The sequence below is a fragment of the Belliella buryatensis genome (genome assembly GCF_900188245.1).
In the GTDB taxonomy this organism is placed as follows: Bacteria; Bacteroidota; Bacteroidia; order Cytophagales; family Cyclobacteriaceae; genus Belliella; species Belliella buryatensis.
On the sequence record NZ_FZOK01000010.1, the window covers coordinates 1 to 20,318 of the forward strand.

The window sequence follows — 20,318 nt, forward strand, 5'->3', positions numbered from 1 at the left end:
GCATAAGCGTTCTTATTTAAAGGTTAAGGTTGAAATTCTTCCTTTAATATATGAAATCTAGCTTATGCCTATTTTTCAAACATAATACCTTTGTGTCCCAAAATCAATCCCAAATGAAGAGAGATAAAAAAAGGCTTTAGCCAAAAAATTAGCTAAAGCCTTTTATCTATTAATGATCTTAAAATCTTCTAATCTTCCAATCTCTACACCAGTTTTTCTCTAAAAAACTTCACCGTCCTTTCCCATGCCAATTTGGCGCCTGCTTCATCATACCTAGGTGTGGAATGGTTGTGGAAACCATGATTTAAACCTTCATAGAAATACACTTCATAGGGTTTGCCATTGGCATCCAAGGCTTTCTTGTAATCTTCCCAACCTGCATTGACTCTGGTATCCAGTTCAGCAAAATGCAATTGTAAAGGCGCATTGATAGCAGGGACATCTTCAGCAGTAGCCTGACCGCCATAGTAAGGCACGGCAGCTTTGAGTCCTGGAATGCGAACTGCCATCATATTGGATATCCATCCACCAAAACAGAAACCAACCACACCGATGTTGCCATTACAGTCAGGATGATTACTCAAGTGCTCGTAGGCGGCAATAAAATCTTCAAGCATTTCATCTCTGTTTCTCTTGGCTTGCATAGTGCGGCCTTCATCATCCGTACCAGGATAGCCACCAAATGGCGTCAAGGCATCTGGTGCAATAGCCACAAAGCCATCCAATGCACACTGATGTGCGACATCTTCAATATAGGGATTGAGGCCTCTGTTTTCATGTACCACCACAATACCAGGTAGTTTACCTGACATGCCAGCTGGCTTGGTAAGCAAGGCTTTCATTTCAACAGCTCCTTTGGGAGAGTTGTAAGTGATGTACTCCGCTGCAAATCGCTTATCAGTGAATTCAAATCGCTTGGCTTGTACATAGTTTGGCATCAAAAAACTCATCAAGGAAGAAACTGTAATTCCTCCTGCGGTATATAAGGAAAGCCTTTCTACAAATTGTCGCCTGTCGATTTTACTATGCACATATTCGTCATAAATATCAAATACGTCCTGATTGATGTCTTCTTTCTTGAGTGGTTTCATGTGACAAATATTTATTTTACAATCTATTAAGCACAATTTAGAAAAACTGTTTTCATTCAACCCAACAAATACATGAGTGGTATATATGGATGTTTTGAAATTTACATTTGCATCATAGAATGAGCTTATTTAAGATACATTGGATATTCATAGGTACTGGATCCGCCTCAGCGGACAATTTATTTATTGATATTGGCATAAAGCAACTGATAACACCAAGACACAGTTTAATGAACTATCCCGAAAATATCGATAAATATCCACCAATATCAAATAATATCCCTAAGTCTCCCTTTTAAATTATTTCAACCATATTTCCACTTTATATCCACCATATTTCAAAAAAAACATCCCAAAAGATAATATCCAAAATTATCCACCAGTATCAAAAAATATCCTAAACACCGTCCATCCTCCCAAAATCAAAGTAATCAACCAAATTGGTATACCAATCAAATTGAGAAACAACTTATTTTGTTGACCTTTCATTACAGATTTTTTATTGACCAGCCAAAGAATATAGGCACTCAGAAGAGGGAGTAGGATACCATTGGAGACTTGTGCCCAGGAAATCAATTGGATGGGTTTGATGCCAAAGGATGAAAAAATGAGTCCAAGTCCCAAAATCACAATAATGCTAATACGCATCGGCCTACGTTGAATTTCTGTAGACCAACCAAAACACCCACAAACAACCATAGCACCCGCTAGTGGTGCGGTAATAGCAGATGTAATCCCAGCAGAAAAAAGCCCAAAAGCCATGAAATACTTGGCATAACTTCCTAAGAGTGTTTCCAAACCCATGGCCAAATCAGCAGCAGATTCTACAGCCAGGATTTTTCCGGAAGCAGCTGTCACCACAATCGACATGGAGACCAACCCACCTATTACAACAGCCAGAATGGTATCAAATCGAATGTACTTGATATCAGTTATTTCTTTCCATTTCTTACTCACCAAAGTAGAATGAAGGAATAGATTATAGGGCACCACTGTAGTCCCAATCAAGGCCACGATATTGAGAATATTTTCTGAATTAATTCTTGGGATAAAACCGTCCGCCAATTCATGAAAATTTGGCTTCAAAAGAATCGCTGTGAGCAAAAATGCCAAACTCATCAAAACGACAAGTACAGTAAGGTAGCCTGTGATGGTTTTGAAGTTACCTGAGAGCAAAAGCAGCATAGCAATAGAGCCAATCAATAAATTCGTCAAGCTAATTTCTAATTGGCCGATGCTCAAAGTGGGTAGCGGAAAGAAAAGCGATACCCCCAAGGCACCTCCTGAAATATTGCCAGCTTCATAAGCCGCATTTCCAAGTACTATTGCCATCAAGACTAGGGCTATAGAAAAGTATCGGACGATTCCTTTGTGAAGGGATTGAGAGATGACACTAGCAAGTCCTTTTTGGGTCACCAATCCAATCCTTGCTGCCATTTCCTGCAACACAATAGTAGCCACTACAGATAAACCCAAAGCCCAGAGCAGCTCCATGCCAAAATTCACCCCAGCTAAAGTGCAGACTGTCACAGTACCGGGACCAATAAATGCAGCGGCTACCAAGGGGCCTGGACCGATGTACTTCCTCCAACTCATGGTTGTGCTTGCTGTAAGGCATAGATTGCAAAACTTCCCAGCCAGTGTGTCCCTTCATAATTATCATCTACAATCGCTGGAAGGGAGTAGTTTACATGTTCGTTAGCTATTGGGATCAAATGTGAAAACTGATAAGGATAAGCATTGGCCAGTCCATAGATACACCAAGCCCTACTGAAATTCAATCCATCCAAATGCACTAATTTTCCATCGGTTCGATCACTGACTTGCCCAGGTTCTAAGGAAAAATCTTTCCGCAATAACTCTGGCATGAATTTCTTGATCCATGCTTCAAACTCCTCCTTTTCCAAAACCTTGCGCATAAGGTCTATTTCTTGGAAGCAAGGCGAAAGGAAATCAAATCCACTAGGTTCCCACGACAGCGGGCAACCTGCATCTTCTATAAACCAGTCTTTGGCACGCTGACGGATCATTTCAGCCAGTTCTTTTTCGTTCAGCGTCAAGGCATAATCATAAGCGAACGATAAGCCAAATGCGATATTGCTATGCTCACCAACACGAATTGGGTAGATCAGTTTGGGTAAAAAGTCTAAGTATTTCTTGACCATCAAGTCAGTCAATGGCTGAAGATTGCTTTCCAATTCCCGAGCCACAGGATCCTCCCAAAGATGAAGTTCTTCAGCCAGTTTCAATACCCAAGCCCAGCCATAAGTCCTTTCAAAACTTGTATTTTGAGGTTGAAAGAAATAATTGACCTCAGCTAAGATATTGCTGTAGCTGATGTTTTCTTGAAGCTTTTCGATGATTTCATTTCTATTGTCAAGTTCTGGAAACTGCCTCAATAGTGCCACTAGCATCCAATGCCCATGCACACTTGAATGCCAGTCAAAACATCCGTAAAATGCAGGATGTAATTCTTTTGGACTTTTGAGGTATTGTTCTGAAGCAAGCGTTTGATTCAGCTTATTGGGGTATTCTACTTGCATGCAGTGAAGGGGCATTTGAGCTAATCTATTAGCTTCTTCCAAGGTCAATTTTAATGTTTCTGCTTCTTGTTGATCTTTCAGAGCCTGCTGACAAGCAGAGGTTATTATGACCAAGAAACAAGCTAATAAAAGGCTATTGCGCATATATTTAGATCTATTATGATAGGTTCTTTTCACGAAGCTTTGATTTAAGGGCGATAATCTTCTTTTTAAATTCAGAAAATTAAACCGTAATTTAAAAGTTCTAATTTGATTCTTCCACAGTTTATGAAAAAAGTACTTTCCTTGATTTTTAAAATCATCTTATCTCTTATTCTGCTTATATTCTTGGTTTTGGGCTTGAGTTATCGGTCTGAGTTAAGCTTAGAAGAGCTTGCAGCAACATATACAGATGAATATTCACACTTTATCAAAGTGGATGGTGTAGATATGCATGTTCGGATCAAGGGTGAAGGAGAACCTATTTTTTTGATTCATGGTAGTTTCTCTTCCTTGCATACTTGGGAAGATTGGGAAAAGGAGCTTTCTCAATATTTCATGACCATTTCCATGGATCTGCCGGGGCATGGGCTTACTGGGCCAGATATAGAAAAACGATATGGAACGCCCGATTATGCCGAATTACTCTTTGGGCTAGCAGGTAATCTGGGTATTGATGAATTCCATGTAGCAGGCAATTCCATGGGAGGGGGGGTAGCCTTGTTGATGGCCTCTCAGCATCCGGAAAAAATCCTGACTTTGAACTTGATCGATGCATCTGGTGCCCCGTCTAGAAAAGCTGGATCCGATACCAGTAGAGTAGCAGCAAGAGGAGGGAGTTCCTCAGTCTCTGTGATCCGTTTTGCTCAAAAGCCATTGTTTTCAAAAATTCTTCTGAGATGTACGCCAAAATTTCTTTTCAACCAAAATATGAAACAAGTCTATTATGACAATTCCAAAATCAAAAAGGAAACTGTCACAAGGTACTACAAACTGATGCGCAGAGAAGGAAATAGACAAGCTACCATAGATAGATTAACTACTAGAAAACCGTATCAAGTTGATTTTGATAAGATTAATATGCCTGTAATGATCATGTGGGGTAAAGAAGATTCTTGGATAGGTGTGAGCAATGCCGAAAGATTCAAGGAAATCATTCCCGATGCTTATATCAAAATTTTTGACAGAACAGGTCATGTCCCGATGGAGGAAAGGCCGACAGAGACTGTCGCAGAATATTTGTCATTTTTAGGGATTCAAGCTGACAGAGACTACTTTACAGCGCCAAATTATTACAGTCATGTCTTTAGATAATCCCTTAGTCTGGATACTGATCATTCAGTCAGTGCTCCTTTTGCTGGTACTTTACAAACTTTTGACTACTCAAACTCAAGGTGATGAAAAACTTGTCGAGCACCTCCGTGCTGAGCTTGATAGACAAATGCAGGCCAATAGGTCAGAGATCAATCAAAGTTTGGTACAGCAGTTTTCCTTGGTCTTTGAATCCCTAAGAGCCAACTCCAAAGAACAATCTGATGTCTTAAAGGATTTTGGAAAGCTGTTTCGCGAAAATGTACAAGAATTTAATGCACTACAACGGGAGAAGTTTCAGGATTTGATTCAAAAACAGGAAAGAATGCTACAGTCTACCGAAGAGCGACTGGAAAAGATGCGGGAGACTGTGGATGAAAAACTCCAAAAGACCTTGGAAACTCGGCTTGGACAATCTTTTGAGTTGGTCAGTAAGCAATTGCTTGCGGTGCAAAAAGGATTGGGTGAAATGCAAAGTCTGGCCATAGGAGTAGGTGACCTCAAGCGGGTGTTGAATAATGTAAAGAGCAGGGGAGTACTAGGAGAATATCAATTGCAAAGTATTCTTGAAAATGTCCTTGCACCAGAGCAATACGAATATAATGTGCAAGTCAAAAAGGGTAATGCGGAGCGAGTAGAATACGCCATCAAGATGCCGGGAAATGGCGTGGACGGACCTGTTTACCTGCCAATAGATGCCAAATTTCCACAAGAAACGTATTACCGACTGCTTGATGCTTACGAGATTGGTGATAAGGTCTTAATCGATGGAGCCAAAGCAGATTTAAGGAAAGCCGTGAGAAAATCTGCTCAAGATATCAGCAACAAATATATCATACCCCCATATACCACTGATTTTGCCATACTTTTTCTTCCGATGGAAAGTCTCTATGCAGAGGTGATTCGAGAAGGAGACTTATCGCAGCAGCTACAGCGTGACTTCAAAATCATCCTCGTCGGTCCGACTACCTTAGCTGCCATGCTGAACAGCCTTCAGATGGGTTTCAAAACCTTAGCCATTCAGCAGCGTAGCAGTGAGGTATGGAAAGTGCTTGGGGCTGTAAAAACAGAATTTAGTAAGTTTGGAGACCTCATCAGTAAGGCACAAAAGAAAATATCTGAAGCCAGTACAGATTTAGATACTTTGGTCGGAACCCGAACAAGAGTCATCCAAAGGAAGTTAAAAGACATAGAAGAACTTCCAGAAGGAGGGAAGCTGCTAGAGGATTGAAAGATTACAAAATTGAAAGATTATAAAATTAAGGATTGAAAAATTTGAAATGCCATTGTCGAATTAACTGCTGCTTCGGTTGACTGTTGACTGTGGTCAGTGGACATCATTATAAAGTAAACTACACAAAAGAAAGATTACTCATTGTACATCTTACGTGGTTCTTTGTACAATTTTCAATAAAACACACTAAAAACATGACACGTCTTTTTACCTGCCTTTTTTTCATACTTAGCTCTTCATTTGCATGGTCTCAAGAAATATATGAAATTGATGTCGACGAGAGAAACAACTCCATTGTCATCACGGGTACCGCGAGTGATATGATAGCTAAGGGAAGCTACGAGAATGCAGCTAAGATTTTGGAGTCTGTTTTGAGAAAAGATCCCACTTTTCACCCTGCTTATGTAGCTTACTACAATGCTATTAGAGGAAACAATTTCAAAACAGAGGAGTTGATTGAGGCTTTGAAACAAGGACTGGAGATATTTGAAGAAGATGATGAATTAGCGTATTACCTTGGAAATATGATGCAGGCAGAACGACGATTTGAAGAGGCAATCAAGGCCTATTCAGAAGCAATAGCATACAGCAAAATCAATGGAGAAGATTATCCAATCGTCTGGGCTTATCATTTCAATAGGGGTAATTGTCATCTCAAAACAGCTCAATATGAAAAAGCACTGGTGGATTACAATTATGCTTTGGACCTAAGTCCTGATAATGGAGATATTCTTACCAATAGAGGGACCACTTTATATCAATTGGATCAGAAAAGCAAGGCCTGTCAAGATTGGAATGATGCTTTAGGTTTTGGATCGGAAGCTGCTGTAAAATACGTTGAACGTTACTGCCGTTAGATTTTAACCTGATCTTCATTCCAATTCATCGAAAGTTTTTACATTTGTCACTTCATCAAGCGTTTTTCTCAAATTATGGGAATGAAAATAGTCATTGCTGGTGCAGGAGATATGGGGTACCACCTTGCAGAGCAATTGAGTTTTGATAACAAAGACATTGTATTAATAGATACCGATAAGGATGTATTGGATAATGTTGCCTCACATCTAGATGTACTTACCATAGTTGGTGATTCCACCTCGTTGGAAGTGCTGAAAAACGCTAATGTACAAGATGCAGCCATGCTGATGGCTGTGACTACTTCTGAGAAAACAAATATTGTAACAGCCGCCTTGGCAAAGCAACTAGGAGCCAAGCGCGTGATTGCTCGCGTGAGAACACATGATTACCTACTTCCTGACCACGAAGTTTATTTCAATCAGATAGGCATAGATAATATTATTTCTCCAACTATGCTTTGCTCTTCAGAGATCAAAAGAATGCTTAAAAACTCTTCCTTTACGGATGTTTTTGAGTTTGAGGAAGGGAAGTTGAATGTGGTAGGCATTACATTGGATCAATACAGTACACTGGTCAATAAGAAAATATCTGATATGAGTACAAATCCTATTTTTGAGGATATCAGGATTATTGCCATAGTAAGGGGTCAAATGACGATCATACCAAGAGGAAATACGATCATTAGGAATAATGATCATGTATTTTTTATATCAAACAAGAAAGCCGTTGAATCTATCCTTGACCTTTTAGGTCAAAAAAAGGTGACAGTTACAAATGTCATGATTATCGGAGGCGATGATATGGCTTATGCCACTGCACTAAAGCTAGAAAAAGAGTATCGTGTCACACTGATTCACAAAGATAAAGAACGCTGCAAATGGCTCTCAGAAAGACTAGATAATACCCTGGTAATCAATGGTGACTACAAAAATATTGAACTTTTGATTGAAGAAGGTTTGGAGGAGATGCAGGCATTTATTTCTGTAACAGAGTCATCTGAAACAAATATCATCACCAGCTTGACAGCCAAAAATCATGGTGTTTATAAAGCAATCGCTCACGTAGATACCAGAGAATACATACATATATCACACAGTATAGGCGTCGATTCTTTGATCAACAAGAAATTAGTTGCAGCCAATCAAATCACCCGATTCCTGAGAAAAGGAAATGTAGAAGCAGTATCAGGAATTCATGGAGTGGATGCTGAGTTTATCCAATATGTGATAACCAAAAATAATAGAGTGACTAGAAAATCATTGAAGGATTTGCATTTTCCTGATACTGCTATTGTAGCAGGAGTAATCCGAGGAGATGAAGTTTTTATTCCTGATGGGGATTTTATGCTACAGATAGACGACAAGACGATTGTTTTAGCCTTGCCAACTGCCAAAACTGCCTTAGAAAAGCTATTTCATTGATTCATGATTCATTATAAGGCCATAGGAAAAATCATGGGTGCGTTGTTGATGCTTTTAGGGGCATTGATGCTGCCCGGTGTAGCTTTTGCACTTTATTTTGGAAGTCATGACGAGATTCCTTTGCTTTCTGCGGCTTTTGTATCTTTTGCGATAGGAGGCACCTTGTATTTTTCTTTTTCTAAGCAGGATCAAAATATCCGGAAACGAGAAGGATACATGATTGTAACTCTGAGTTGGATCTTTATGTCTGTTTTCGGGATGTTGCCTTATCTTTTTAGCGGTACAATACCTCATTTTCATGACGCCATATTTGAGACGATTTCTGGCTTGACAACAACTGGAGCTACTATCTTGAATGATATAGAGGCAATGCCTGAAGGAATAATTTTTTGGAGAAGTATGACCCAGTGGATTGGCGGATTAGGTATTATTGTTTTGACCGTTGCTATTTTGCCTCTTTTGGGCATTGGTGGGATCGAATTGTTTGTAGCTGAGTCTCCGGGGCCTACTTCAGATAAGCTTCATCCCAGGATTAGAGAGACTGCCAAAAGGCTTTGGTTAGTATATATTGGATTGACATTCACAGTCGGTGTACTCTATTATATTGGTGGTATGAACTTTTTTGATGCGGTCAACCACGCCTTGACCACGATGGCTACAGGAGGATTTTCAACGAAAAATGCGAGCATGGCTTATTTTGATTCTGCATTTATTCAATACACGGCAATTCTATTTATGTTTTTAGCTGGCACCAATTTCACTATCATTTATTTTGGATTGATGGGTAAGTTCAAGCGTGTGTGGAAGTCCGATGAATTCAAAGCATATGCTTCTGCAATTTTATTTCTAGCCTTGATTTTTGCTATACCTATATTTTATTACAGTGGTCAAGAATTTGAAAAATCATTTAGAGATGGCTTATTTCAAATAGTTTCATTGATCACTACTACAGGCTATGTGACAGCTGACTATACTGCATATCACCAAGGATTGACGCTCTTATTTTTCATGATGTTGTTTTTAGGAGGGTCTGCTGGTTCTACGAGTGGGGGAATCAAGTTTGTTAGACACTTAACTTTTGTTAAAAACACTTGGCTAGAGTTCAAAAGAATTGTCCATCCCCGAGCAGTAGTCCCTCTCAAAATCAATGGTGATCGAGTGACTGGAAAAATTATCACGCACATCATGAACTTCTTATTGATTTACCTCATGATTTTTGTACTTGGTAGCATCGTAATGGCTCTGATGGGATATGATATCATAACATCATTTGGAGCGGTCGCGACCAGTTTAGGAAATGTCGGACCTGCAATTGGTCAAGTTGGCCCGATGGACAATTTTGCTTTCTTTGACCCAGGAGCTAAGATATTTTTAAGCTTCTTAATGTTGCTAGGAAGGTTAGAATTGTTTACAATTCTGATTTTATTTACTCCATTCTTTTGGAGAGCAAATTAGTCTGCCTTTGGAATAGTAAAATAAAAAGTGGAACCAGCTCCATATTCACTTTCCACCCAAATTTTTCCTTTATTAATCTGGATCAATTCTTTGGTGAGAATTAAGCCAATACCTGTTCCTTTTTCCTGATGAGTACCAGGAGTGGTAAAAAACTCAGTACCAAAAAGTCTTGCAAGATTCTTCCGCATGATTCCAACACCTTCATCACTTACTTTGATTGTGATTTTTCCATGCTTCACAAAAGCACTTACAATGATCTGGTCATTTTGTTTGGTGAATTTCAAAGCATTGGTGAGTAGATTCCTCACTACAATCTCTATCATATTTTTGTCCCCAATCGCAATCATGCTTTCATCTACTTCATTGATCATTATTTGACCTTTGTAATATCCCGAATGATAAAGAAACTCTATATTCTTTTGGATAAGGTCATTTAAACGAAGTAGAGTACTATGCACCTCTAAACCTTGCATTTGGCTCCTTGACCAGGCTAGTAGATTTTCAAGTAGGATATTGTTATTTCCTAAATTCTGAGCAATGATTGGGATATAAGAAGTAAATTCCTCCTTGGTCAGGTCATCTTCTTGGATCAATTTAACTAATCCACTTAAGGAATTAAGTGGGCCTTTCAGGTCATGTGCAAGGATGGAGAAAATTTTATCCTTTACCTGATTAAGCCTAGCTAATTCTTCTGCTTGCTGTTCTATCTTAGCTTTTTGATCTGATAATAACTTCAAGCTGTTTTTTTCTTTTTTCAGTGATCGGTACACAACAAAATAGGCAATACTGATCATTAAAATCCCAATGAATAAACCAACCAATAAATAGGCCTTAAACCTTTCATTTTGTTGAATCAAAGTTTGCTGTCTATTCAAAAACTCAATTTCATTCTTTTGATTTTTGATAGTAAGTCCGGCCAAATAGATCTTAGTTTTCTCAGCTTTAAGGTTGTTCCTTTCTGCTTGGAGCAAATTTTGATATTTAGTAGACATCAAGGTGTCTCCTCTATTATAGTAAACTTGATTCATCATTTGATAGATTTCTATCATAGATTCTGAATTAGGCTTCTCTTGATTGAGATTTTCAGCAAGTTGCGCATATCTGATAGCCTGATTGATATCTCCCTTTTTGATGTTTAATTCAACTAGCTTTTCTAGCGCATTGATAGCTCTCACTTTGTCATATTCTAGTCCATAATCATAAAGCTTCTGGATATCTTGCTCTGCTTCGGCATAGTTCCCCAAAGACATCAAAATATCAGCTTTGTTGAATCGAGATACAATGACTTGTCGATTTTGATTTAGGCTTTCTCTGATTTCTATCGCTTTATCGATTTTTTCGAGGGCTTCTCTGTATCTTCCCAATTCGCTCAGCACTAAGCTTACTCCAGTGTAGTTATATCCTAATCCATTCAAGTCATTGACTTCTAGGAATTTTTGTTCGGCTTGTGAGTAGTAATCCAATGCTTCGTCAAAATAATCCCTATAAAAATACATTTGACCAATATTGTTCAAAGAATGACCTATCTGAATACTTTCTCCAGATTCTAAACTGACCTCAAGCGCTTCTTCATACATTTTCAAAGCTTCTTCCTGTAGGTTCATATTTCGATAGTATACGCCAAGCCTATTGATATTTTGAGCCAAAAGCTCTTTATGGCCAATTTTCTTGGCCAAGGCTATGGCTTCCTGATAGTAAGTCTGTGCAGAATCAGAATAGTGGATTTCCATTACTAAGGCCGATAGCAATTCAAGCTTTGATTCTTCATTTTCTGCTTCCTGATAGGCCTTAAACAAATGAGCCGCTTTAATCCGATGTTCTTCGATTTGTAAAGGATAGCCATGGATTACTGTAACAAAGGAGAAAATAAAAACAAAAAAACAAGTGTATTTCAAATGTTTCGGGCTAATGTTAAAAGTAACTTTCATTGAATGCTGCTGGATTGACACTCGAAAATTAATGGAATGATTCCTATAAAAAAAAACAATGATTAATATTTACTCAATTAATTTTGCTTTCATCTTGGCAATTCTATCTTCCAATGATTCAGAAGTTAAGCTCGCTCTAAGCCTATCAACCATGATTGGAAAAGAAAAAGGTGTAAACTGTCCAGGTGATTTTAAAACTATTCTTTGACGATTGATTTTTGTAATGGCCTGTAGCACTTTATCTTGTTCCATTTGCATATCTAATACCTCTCTATGGGCTTGCCTCAAAAGAAGATTCTCCGGGTCGTATTCATCAAATACGCCATACAAAATCCCAGATGTAGCTTGAAGATGCTTGAACTTCATAGGCTTTCCAGGAAATCCTTGAAAGACTAAGCCAGCTATGGTAGCCACATCCCTGAATCTACGTTTGGCCATTTCGCTTTCATTCACACAATGATAAATATCTTCCTTAAGTCCATCCCTTCTAAAAAGATCTTCTTCCAACATTTCTTCAATCGGGATGGGACTATCAGAAAGCAATTCAAATCCATAGTCATTCATAGCAATACTAAAACTGATTGGATAACTGACACTGATCCTGTAAGCTATAAGCGCTCCTAAAATCTCGTGTACCATCCTCCCTTCGAATGGATAGAAAAACACATGATGTCCTTCTTTAGAAATATTCTTCTCGATCAAAAAAGTATCTCTATCTGGGATTAAAGAGAGTCTTTGTTGAAGTTCAAGGAGGGGAGCTAGAAATTTCACCTCCTCAGTTTCGAATTTACCCTGATTGGTGGCCTCGAGTATTTCTCTTATTTTACCAGAGAGCTTAGAAGTCAAGGAAATACGCCCACCCATATAAGAGGGAATATTGTTGCTTTTCTTGGATGAAAGCTGCACCAAGGCAACTGTATCTTTGATTTTAAGGAATTCCAGATTTCTGCCTGAGAAGAAAAATCGATCACCAGGCTTAAGCTTAGACATAAAATACTCTTCGATCATTCCCAGAAATGCGCCATTCTTAAACTTGACTTTGAGCATCGGATCCGATACGATGGTTCCCATAGACAAGCGATGCCGCATCGCTGTTCTCTTATTGGTCACTTTAAAAAGCCCATCTTCCATGATCTCTACTTTGGAGAATTCCTCGTAACTCTGGAGACTCTCACCACCTTGTGTGATGAAAGTCAGTAACCAATTATAATCCTCTTCACTCAAGTTGGCAAAAGAATAAGAAGCTCTCAGATTATGGAGCAACTGATCTGAGTAAAAACCTTCTCCCACGGCCAAAGTTACCATAAACTGAATCAACACATCATAGGTCAAAGTAGGGCAGTGGATGCTTTCCATTTCTCCAGTGGCCATAGCTTCTCTGAGTGCTGCAGCCTCGACTAACTCCAATGAATTGGTTGGAACAAAATATATTTCAGATGGCAACCCAGGTTGATGCCCTGACCTCCCTGCTCGCTGTACAAACCTAGCTACTCCTTTTGGACTACCAATTTGAATGACTGCATCTACAGGTCTAAAATCTACCCCTAGGTCCAAGCTAGAAGTACAAACAACCAATTTGAGTTTTCCGTGATGCAGGGCGTCTTCCACCCAAGTTCTGACAGACATGTCCAATGAACCATGATGAATGGCTACAAGACCTGCCAAATCAGGACGCTTCTCCATGATTTTTTGATACCAAATTTCTGTTTGTGCCCTGGTATTGGTAAAAAGTAGGACAGAAGTTTTAGATTCAATGATAGGAAGCACCTTATCAATCAATTGTATTCCTAAGTGGCCCGACCAAGGGTATTTTTCCAATTCATCAGGATAAACCGTCAACATGGCAATCTTTTTATCGATCTCTGCCTTGACGAGATGAATGGGCTGTTGAGGCCCGAGCAATATTTTACACGCCTCCTCCATATTTCCGATAGTGGCTGATATCCCCCATATTTTGAGTGCATCTGAACGCATGTTTCGGATATGGCTAATAGCGAGTTGAACTTGCACACCTCTCTTATTCCCCATCAGCTCATGCCATTCATCCACTACGATCAATTTGAGTGACTTGAACAGCTTGCTATTATCTTTTTGAGCCAAAAGGATATGTAATGTCTCAGGCGTGGTGACTAGACATTCTGGAGGGTTCCTTTTTTGCGCTTGCTTGGTCTTTGAATCAGTGTCTCCATTGCGAACAGCTATCTGCCATGGCAGACCAATTACTTGACATACTTCTTGCATGGCCAAAGCAATATCCTGCGCCAAAGCTCGAAGTGGCGATAGCCAGATGATTTGAAGTCCATTTTTTTGAGGCTTTTGCCAAGTATCAGGGTTGTTTTGTATATATTCTAAAATGGGAGCAAACCACAAGGCAAAAGTCTTTCCACTACCTGTTGGTGCATTGAGCAAACCAGATTTACCATCTAGGTAATCTTGCCAGCATGCTTCTTGGAACGGAAAGGGCTGCCATTGCTTTGATTTAAAATAAGCCTGCGCTTCTTTGAGTCTCTTATCCTCCATAGAGCGAAAGTAGGGATTTTAAATCTTCCAAAGTATTGGCCTCTGCAATCGGTTTGTCCTTTCTCCATCGCTGAATCCGTGGAAATCTCAGGGCAATACCAGACTTATGCCTCGGGCTTACTTGAATACCTTCAAATGCAATTTCAAAAACTAACCCTGGTTTTACTGTCCGAACAGGCCCAAACCTCTCTAGGGTATTTTTCTTCACATATTGATCCACTTCCTTCATTTCTGCATCTGTCAAGCCAGAATAAGCTTTTGCAAAAGGGACAAGTTGATCACCTTGCCAAACAGCAAGCGTATAATCTGAATACAAATCCGCTCTTCTTCCGTGACCTTTCTGAGCGTATAGCATCACTCCATCGATGGTCAGCGGTTCGATTTTCCATTTCCACCAATTACCCCGTTTTCGACCTACTTCATAAGCTGATTCTTGGTGCTTTAGCATAAATCCTTCTGCCATGAATTTTCTAGCTTCTTTTTGGAGCCTTTTCAAACCCTCCCATGAATTATCTTCCAAAATGATGGAAGCTTTGAAGTTAGAGTGGTCAATTTCACTAAGGACTCCTTCCAAAATCCTTCTCCTGTCTTTGATAGGAAAGTGCCGGATATCTTTTCCTTGAAATTCCAATACATCATAAGCGATAAACCCCACTGGAGCATCCTGAAGTAATTTCTTGCCCACTGATTTCCGTCCTATCCTGGTTTGAAGAAGGTTGAATGGTAGGGGCTCTCCTGATTTCATGGCAATGATCTCTCCATCTAAAACAGTCCCACTTGGGAGTCTTTGACTGATAGTCAATAGTTCTGGGAATTTATCAGTAACAAGTTCTTCTCCTCTTGACCAAATATATACCTCATCTTTCCTTTGGATGATTTGACCTCTTATACCATCCCATTTCCATTCGATTTGCCAATCTTTTACATGGCCCAAATCCTTCAACTCACTCTCTAAAGGATGTGCTAAATAAAAGGGATAGGGCCTAGACAAATCATCTGCAAGGTCTGACTGTATAATCAATTCTTGAAAAGTAATCAAGTTAGGATCCCAATTCCCCATGATTCTGTGCGCCACCTCTGATTTTTCCATGCCAAATGTACTCGCAACGGCCTGTGTGATTAAATTTTGGCTCACTCCAACTCTGAATCCTCCTGTGATGATTTTATTGAATATGAAGCGTTGCTGTTGATTTAAGTTTTCCCAAGCGGTTAGAATTTTCTTTTTCTTATTTTCCTCTACTAAATCCCTGAGCTCAAGCATATAGTTGATCCAATCAGAAAGGCTCATATCTGATTCTGAACTAGGAGAGGGGAGCAGCAAAGCAATCGTTTCAGCAAGGTCACCCACAGTTTGATAAGATTCTTCAAAAAGCCATTCAGGAATTGCCGCTTGCTCTATGCACCAAGTTCTGAGTTGCTTGGTATTGACCTGTCTTTTGGGTCTTCTATGGGTAAAAAGTGCCAGAGTCCAGATCTTATCTTGATCAGGAGCCAACCTGAAATACGCCTCTAAAGCTTGTAACTTGTCAGAGGTTTTATTGGATTGATCCAATCGGTAATAAAGTTCAGCAAAAAGCTTCATTCAAAAAGGAATAGGAGTTTTGTGACTTAGTTCACATGTAGAATACAATTATTTCAATAAATTTAAATTTGAATTTAACTTAATACAAAATAAATGCGTTATTGAGTTAGAAACCCATAAGACATGAAAAAGTTAATAACCCTACTCTTCATTTTGCCTTTGTTATTTGCTTGTAACAAAGACAAAGACAATAGGTATACACGTAACTCCCTGGAGTATAACCTTTACCAAGGATCTGACTTTAATTATGAAGGAAAAGTGACTTTAAGAGAATTGGTATCTGGACAATTAGAAATCAATATAGAGTTGATTGGGTCCAAGTCAACAGAAGATTATTTCTTTCCTGCACATCTTCACTTCAGTACTTATGATGGTCCAGATTCTCCTATTGCATTTCAACTAAACCCTATTAACAACAAAGATCTAAAAAGCACAACTATTCTTGGCACGATGTCCAATGGACAAAACTTGAATTTTGAAGCTTTCAAGAACTTTGATGGGCATATCAAAATCCACTTAGCAGAAAGCGGTCCGGATTATAATGTCATCCTTGCAGCAGGTAATATAGGTCTTAACGATAATAGCCGTGAGTCCTTTGAAAGAGAAGCTATTTCAATTTGTCTTCCAACATATTAACTAAAAAGAGGTCATTTTTTAAATGACCTCTTTTACTTTTTATCCTTCTTCAGATTCATCCATCACTTCTGGAGTAAGTAATCTACCCATTCTAGAAGAGATTTCAACAATTTCATCATACATTACTTGCTGATAGTTTTTGTGCTCTTCAGGAGTGAATTCCTTCATCGGGTTGTGCACATGATATTTTCTCTGATGCTCATCATCGTGAGAGTGTTCAAAACCTGGCACTTCAATGATATCCTTATCCCAAATCTTCAACTCTTCTTTCAGTGCAGCATAATCAATATTTGCTTCTTTTAACTGTTTTTCTAATTCCATCAATTCCTCTCGAATATCTAAGGATTGTTGGTGAATCACGTTGGCTTGAATCAGGTTTTCGTCTGTCACTTCTTCATGGTTATGACCTGATTTTGAATTACAAGCTACTACCAATACGGCAAGGGAAAATAGTAGCGAGATTGATTTGATAAGTGTCTTCATGATTTTGGTTGATTTATGATTTAAAGATATAAAAAAAGACTGCTCTGATAAATAGAACAGTCTTTTTTATAAAACTCTTATTTGAATTAATTTCCAGTGATGATAAGTGGGAAGATGATATCCAAATCAGTTTCTCCACCCGCATTCACAAAATTTTCAAAATTTGGGTTGTTAGCCCCGGGGAAACCCTTGTTCAAATCATGTCTCAAGACAAGTCTAAATTGAGCATTGTTCACTGCTGGTGATTCTGCCACGGTTAAGAATCCTCTCAGTCCAATTGGATTTCCATCTCCATCTTCGTCGTCGTATACATATGTCAATACAGGAGTACCAACAAAAGCCGACCCTAAGAAATAGAACTGATGCTCGTCATCTTCTTCTAGAATCTCCTCTGTGATATCTTCGTCCTCGATGCTATTGTACAGCTCAATTTCCAGAAGGTATCTTTTTCCAGCTTCCAATGTTATTGATCCAATTGTAGGACTTGATCCCAATTCAAGGCCTTCAGGATCTGAGGCTAGAACATCAAAGGATGTACTTAATGCTGCACCTGATTCATCTACTTCTGTGAATGTTAATGTTACATCAGTGATTACTTCTTCTTCACTTTCAATTTCAGGATCGTCACTTGAACAAGCAACTAAAAATGCAATGATAGCGATCAATAGGAGGTTTCTTAACATGTCAATTGTTTTCATAATAGATAGTTTAAATGGATTGTTTAAAATTCATAGTTTAGTTTTAATATCACGTTTCTACCCATTTCATGGGCGAAATATCTAAATCGATTCATATAGTCTTTGAACTCAGTGTCAAATAAGTTATTGACATGTAGTCCAATATTGAGATTGTTTTCTCCAACCTTGATGTTGTTTTGAATACCTATATTCCAAAGGTTATAAGCATCAGGAGCTGGAGCAAAATCAAAATCTGGTTCTCTGTTTTGTCTAGCAACCAAAATATTGGACAAAAACACCTTGATATTGCTTCCTGATTTGGAATTGATTAGGTCGTAGGAAATACCATTCTCAAGTCTATCTGCAGGAATAAATGGCAAATAAGAATCACTGGAAACATCCCTAGCTCTTACAATAGAGGCCTTGGTAAAAAGCTCTATTCCCAAATAAGACTTATACCTTGCGCTGGCGTCAAATCCCCATAAGAATGCATTCGTTTGCTGATATTCAAATACATTAAATGACCCTCTCAATGAGACCAGTTGCTGATCAGTAGGGTTAAGATATATGTAGTTGTTGATTTGATTGGCATATCCCGTAATTTCAAAATTGACTTGATTATTGGTAAAGGCCAGGGTGTTTACCCATTTATAAGATTGCTCGCTGACAAAATCAGGATTTCCAATTTCTATGGCTGCCACACCATGGTGAAGCCCTTGGCTAAATTGCTCGTTGATATTAGGAGGTCTCCAAGCAGTTCCCAGATTAGAGTTGAATACCCAAGACCTTCCTAAAGCGTAAACCCCACCGATAAAAGCGGAGAAGTTCTGAAACGTAAAATCTCGCTCTTCAAGTTCTCGGTTGATAAACCTCGCTGATTCTACATATCTATAATCATATCTCAAGCCAGCTTCAATTTCCAAAGGCCCACTTGTAAACTTTTCTATAACGAAAATTCCTGCATTGATTAAGTCAAAATTGGGGATCAATGGAACCACACCAGTTCCTGGAATATTAGAATTTGCTTGTTGCAATAAACTCAAGCCAACAGATCCATTCCAGTTTCTTCTGGTTTTATGATTCAGACTAAGGTCGAGTGCATTAGAAAAAAGCTCTAAGTCTAAAGAAGGTCTATCATTGGCTTCACCTCTTCTGCGATCGTACTCTTGACGGTGGTTCCTTTGAAACCCATATTGAAGATTTAATTTAGAGCCATTTGCCAAGTGATAATGGGCTTTAAGTTTGACCAATTGATGGTCGACGGCCTGTCTTGGGTTTTGAATTTCATACGTAAAGCCAGATTCTGAAAAAGGTCTTCCATTATTAATAATGGCCTCTAGATCACTCAAATTCCCAGTATGTGCATCTCTTAAAATTCCTATATTCGTTTGAAAATGACTTACATATAGCTCTGTGCCTAGTTTAGGTGTGCTGTATCCAATAGCACCAGAGAAATTCAATTCACTTACTCCTGTATTATTCTGGTAGTAATTAGGAGATTGAATATTGCCTATCCTTTTGGAGGAACCTTGAACTCTGTATCCTAAGCCTTTGATCTTCTCTGATCCTCCTGTAAATGAAGCAGAACCATTTATTCCTCTTCCATTAGAGGAACCTATTAAATCTACTTCCCCTGATTTTTCCCCTTTGGTTGGTAGGGGAGCTGGGTTGACAATGATAATACCGCCCATAGCTTCTGGTCCGAACCGAACTGTCTCAGCACCTTTGACTACAGCTATTTCTTTGGCAATAAATGGATCTAACTCGGGCGCATGTTCTGTACCCCATTGTTGACCTTCTAGTTTTACACCATTATTGAGGATAATAATTCTATTTGAATGAAGGCCGTGTATCACAGGTTTAGCAATATTAGAACCAGAAGAGAAGGTATTTACCCCAGGAATTCTTTTTAAGGCATTTCCAAGATTTTCACCTTTTGAAGCTTTCAATTCATCTCCTCTGAGAGTATTCACAGAACTTGTAGTAATCAATGCATCATGGTGTCCATGGATCTCTACACCTTCCAATTGAATATCTTCTGCATGTAACCTAACTGTAAGATTTGTATTTGAATTGATTTTTACTACTTCATAATAATCCTCGTGTCCCAAATAGCTAACTTTTAATGTAAGCGTACCCGAACATAAATTATCAATTCTAAAATTTCCATTGAGATCACTGATGCTCCCTCTTTCTAGCTCTTGAATCCAAATATATGCAGCCTCTATGGCTTCATTATTTTCCTCATGCAATATTTTTCCTCTCAAAGAGTAACTGCAGACTTGTCCTAAGGCCAAGGAAGCAGTTAGTGATAGAGATAAAAAGAAGAAGGGGAAAAGGTACTTTTTCATAAATGTAACAGAGTTGCAAAAATAAAAAGAATAATTTAAATCAACTATCAAAAATGCAACTTTGTATCATTTGGTGTTAGGCATGAAAAAAAATTGTATAAGGTCAAAAAGCCCTAAATCAGGATAAAATTGGCATAAACGATAAAAATTATTTAAAATATTTTACTGAATGTGAAAATTTTAAAAATTAAATATTTATGTTAGAATGTTGAATAAGTCGTTCAACACGTTTATTAACCATTAATCATT

15 protein-coding genes are annotated in these 20,318 nt (G+C 38.6%); 6 read left to right on the forward strand and 9 right to left on the reverse strand.

Annotated features, from left to right (window positions below; all coding sequences use genetic code 11):
* Positions 1 to 203: 203 nt before the first annotated feature.
* The 3 genes from CHB66_RS11015 to CHB66_RS11025 all read right to left on the reverse strand — a co-directional run bounded on the left by CHB66_RS11015 (position 204) and on the right by CHB66_RS11025 (position 3,811).
* Complete coding sequence (locus CHB66_RS11015; RefSeq protein WP_089240877.1) at positions 204 to 1,091, reverse strand: dienelactone hydrolase family protein; 888 nt, start codon at positions 1,089 to 1,091, stop codon at positions 204 to 206.
* A gap of 372 nt (positions 1,092 to 1,463) precedes the next feature.
* Positions 1,464 to 2,687, reverse strand: coding sequence for an Nramp family divalent metal transporter (locus tag CHB66_RS11020; protein WP_089240879.1), 1,224 nt, complete (start codon positions 2,685 to 2,687; stop codon positions 1,464 to 1,466).
* Positions 2,684 to 3,811, reverse strand: a complete 1,128-nt coding sequence (locus CHB66_RS11025; protein WP_245812714.1) for a DUF2891 domain-containing protein — start codon at positions 3,809 to 3,811, stop codon at positions 2,684 to 2,686. Before CHB66_RS11025 ends, CHB66_RS11020 begins: the two co-directional genes overlap by 4 nt.
* Positions 3,812 to 3,901: 90 nt before the next feature.
* Between CHB66_RS11025 and CHB66_RS11030 the strand changes: the two genes are divergently transcribed.
* The 5 genes from CHB66_RS11030 (at position 3,902) to CHB66_RS11050 (ending at position 9,892) form a co-directional block, all read left to right on the forward strand.
* A complete protein-coding gene (locus CHB66_RS11030; RefSeq protein WP_089240883.1) occupies positions 3,902 to 4,927 on the forward strand; it encodes an alpha/beta fold hydrolase in 1,026 nt (341 codons plus the stop codon).
* Entirely contained in the window at positions 4,914 to 6,155 is a 1,242-nt protein-coding gene (gene rmuC / locus CHB66_RS11035; RefSeq protein WP_089240885.1) for a DNA recombination protein RmuC, read from the forward strand. The genes CHB66_RS11030 and rmuC overlap by 14 nt, the downstream gene beginning before the upstream one ends.
* Positions 6,156 to 6,352: 197 nt before the next feature.
* Entirely contained in the window at positions 6,353 to 7,015 is a 663-nt protein-coding gene (locus CHB66_RS11040; protein WP_089240887.1) for a tetratricopeptide repeat protein, read from the forward strand.
* Positions 7,016 to 7,090: 75 nt separating this feature from the next.
* The gene (gene trkA, locus CHB66_RS11045; RefSeq protein WP_089240889.1) at positions 7,091 to 8,437 is read left to right on the forward strand and encodes a Trk system potassium transporter TrkA; all 1,347 of its coding nucleotides are present in this window, start codon (positions 7,091 to 7,093) and stop codon (positions 8,435 to 8,437) included.
* A gap of 3 nt (positions 8,438 to 8,440) precedes the next feature.
* Positions 8,441 to 9,892 carry a TrkH family potassium uptake protein gene (locus tag CHB66_RS11050; protein ID WP_089240891.1) on the forward strand — a complete coding sequence of 484 codons (1,452 nt, stop codon included), beginning with the start codon at positions 8,441 to 8,443 and terminating at the stop codon, positions 9,890 to 9,892.
* Here CHB66_RS11050 and CHB66_RS11055 read toward each other — a convergent pair.
* From CHB66_RS11055 to CHB66_RS11065, 3 genes are all read right to left on the reverse strand, one after another.
* Positions 9,889 to 11,820: an ATP-binding protein gene (locus CHB66_RS11055; protein WP_089240893.1), complete on the reverse strand. Its 1,932-nt coding sequence runs from the start codon at positions 11,818 to 11,820 to the stop codon at positions 9,889 to 9,891. The genes CHB66_RS11050 and CHB66_RS11055 overlap by 4 nt on opposite strands.
* A 69-nt stretch (positions 11,821 to 11,889) precedes the next feature.
* Positions 11,890 to 14,340, reverse strand: a complete 2,451-nt coding sequence (locus tag CHB66_RS11060; RefSeq protein WP_089240895.1) for a ligase-associated DNA damage response DEXH box helicase — start codon at positions 14,338 to 14,340, stop codon at positions 11,890 to 11,892.
* Complete coding sequence (locus tag CHB66_RS11065; protein ID WP_089240897.1) at positions 14,330 to 15,922, reverse strand: ATP-dependent DNA ligase; 1,593 nt, start codon at positions 15,920 to 15,922, stop codon at positions 14,330 to 14,332. The genes CHB66_RS11060 and CHB66_RS11065 overlap by 11 nt, the downstream gene beginning before the upstream one ends.
* A gap of 123 nt (positions 15,923 to 16,045) precedes the next feature.
* On the opposite strand from CHB66_RS11065, the gene CHB66_RS11070 reads away from it, so the two are divergent.
* Complete coding sequence (locus tag CHB66_RS11070) at positions 16,046 to 16,558, forward strand: hypothetical protein (protein ID WP_089240899.1); 513 nt, start codon at positions 16,046 to 16,048, stop codon at positions 16,556 to 16,558.
* Positions 16,559 to 16,597: 39 nt separating this feature from the next.
* Here the strand turns inward: CHB66_RS11070 and CHB66_RS11075 are convergent, their stop codons facing one another.
* The 3 genes from CHB66_RS11075 to CHB66_RS11085 form a co-directional block, all read right to left on the reverse strand.
* Positions 16,598 to 17,041, reverse strand: a complete 444-nt coding sequence (locus tag CHB66_RS11075; protein WP_089240901.1) for a hypothetical protein — start codon at positions 17,039 to 17,041, stop codon at positions 16,598 to 16,600.
* Positions 17,042 to 17,127: 86 nt separating this feature from the next.
* Positions 17,128 to 17,739, reverse strand: coding sequence for a hypothetical protein (locus CHB66_RS11080; protein ID WP_089240903.1), 612 nt, complete (start codon positions 17,737 to 17,739; stop codon positions 17,128 to 17,130).
* Positions 17,740 to 17,762: 23 nt separating this feature from the next.
* Positions 17,763 to 20,069, reverse strand: coding sequence for a TonB-dependent receptor (locus CHB66_RS11085; protein ID WP_089240905.1), 2,307 nt, complete (start codon positions 20,067 to 20,069; stop codon positions 17,763 to 17,765).
* Positions 20,070 to 20,318 lie beyond the last annotated feature (249 nt).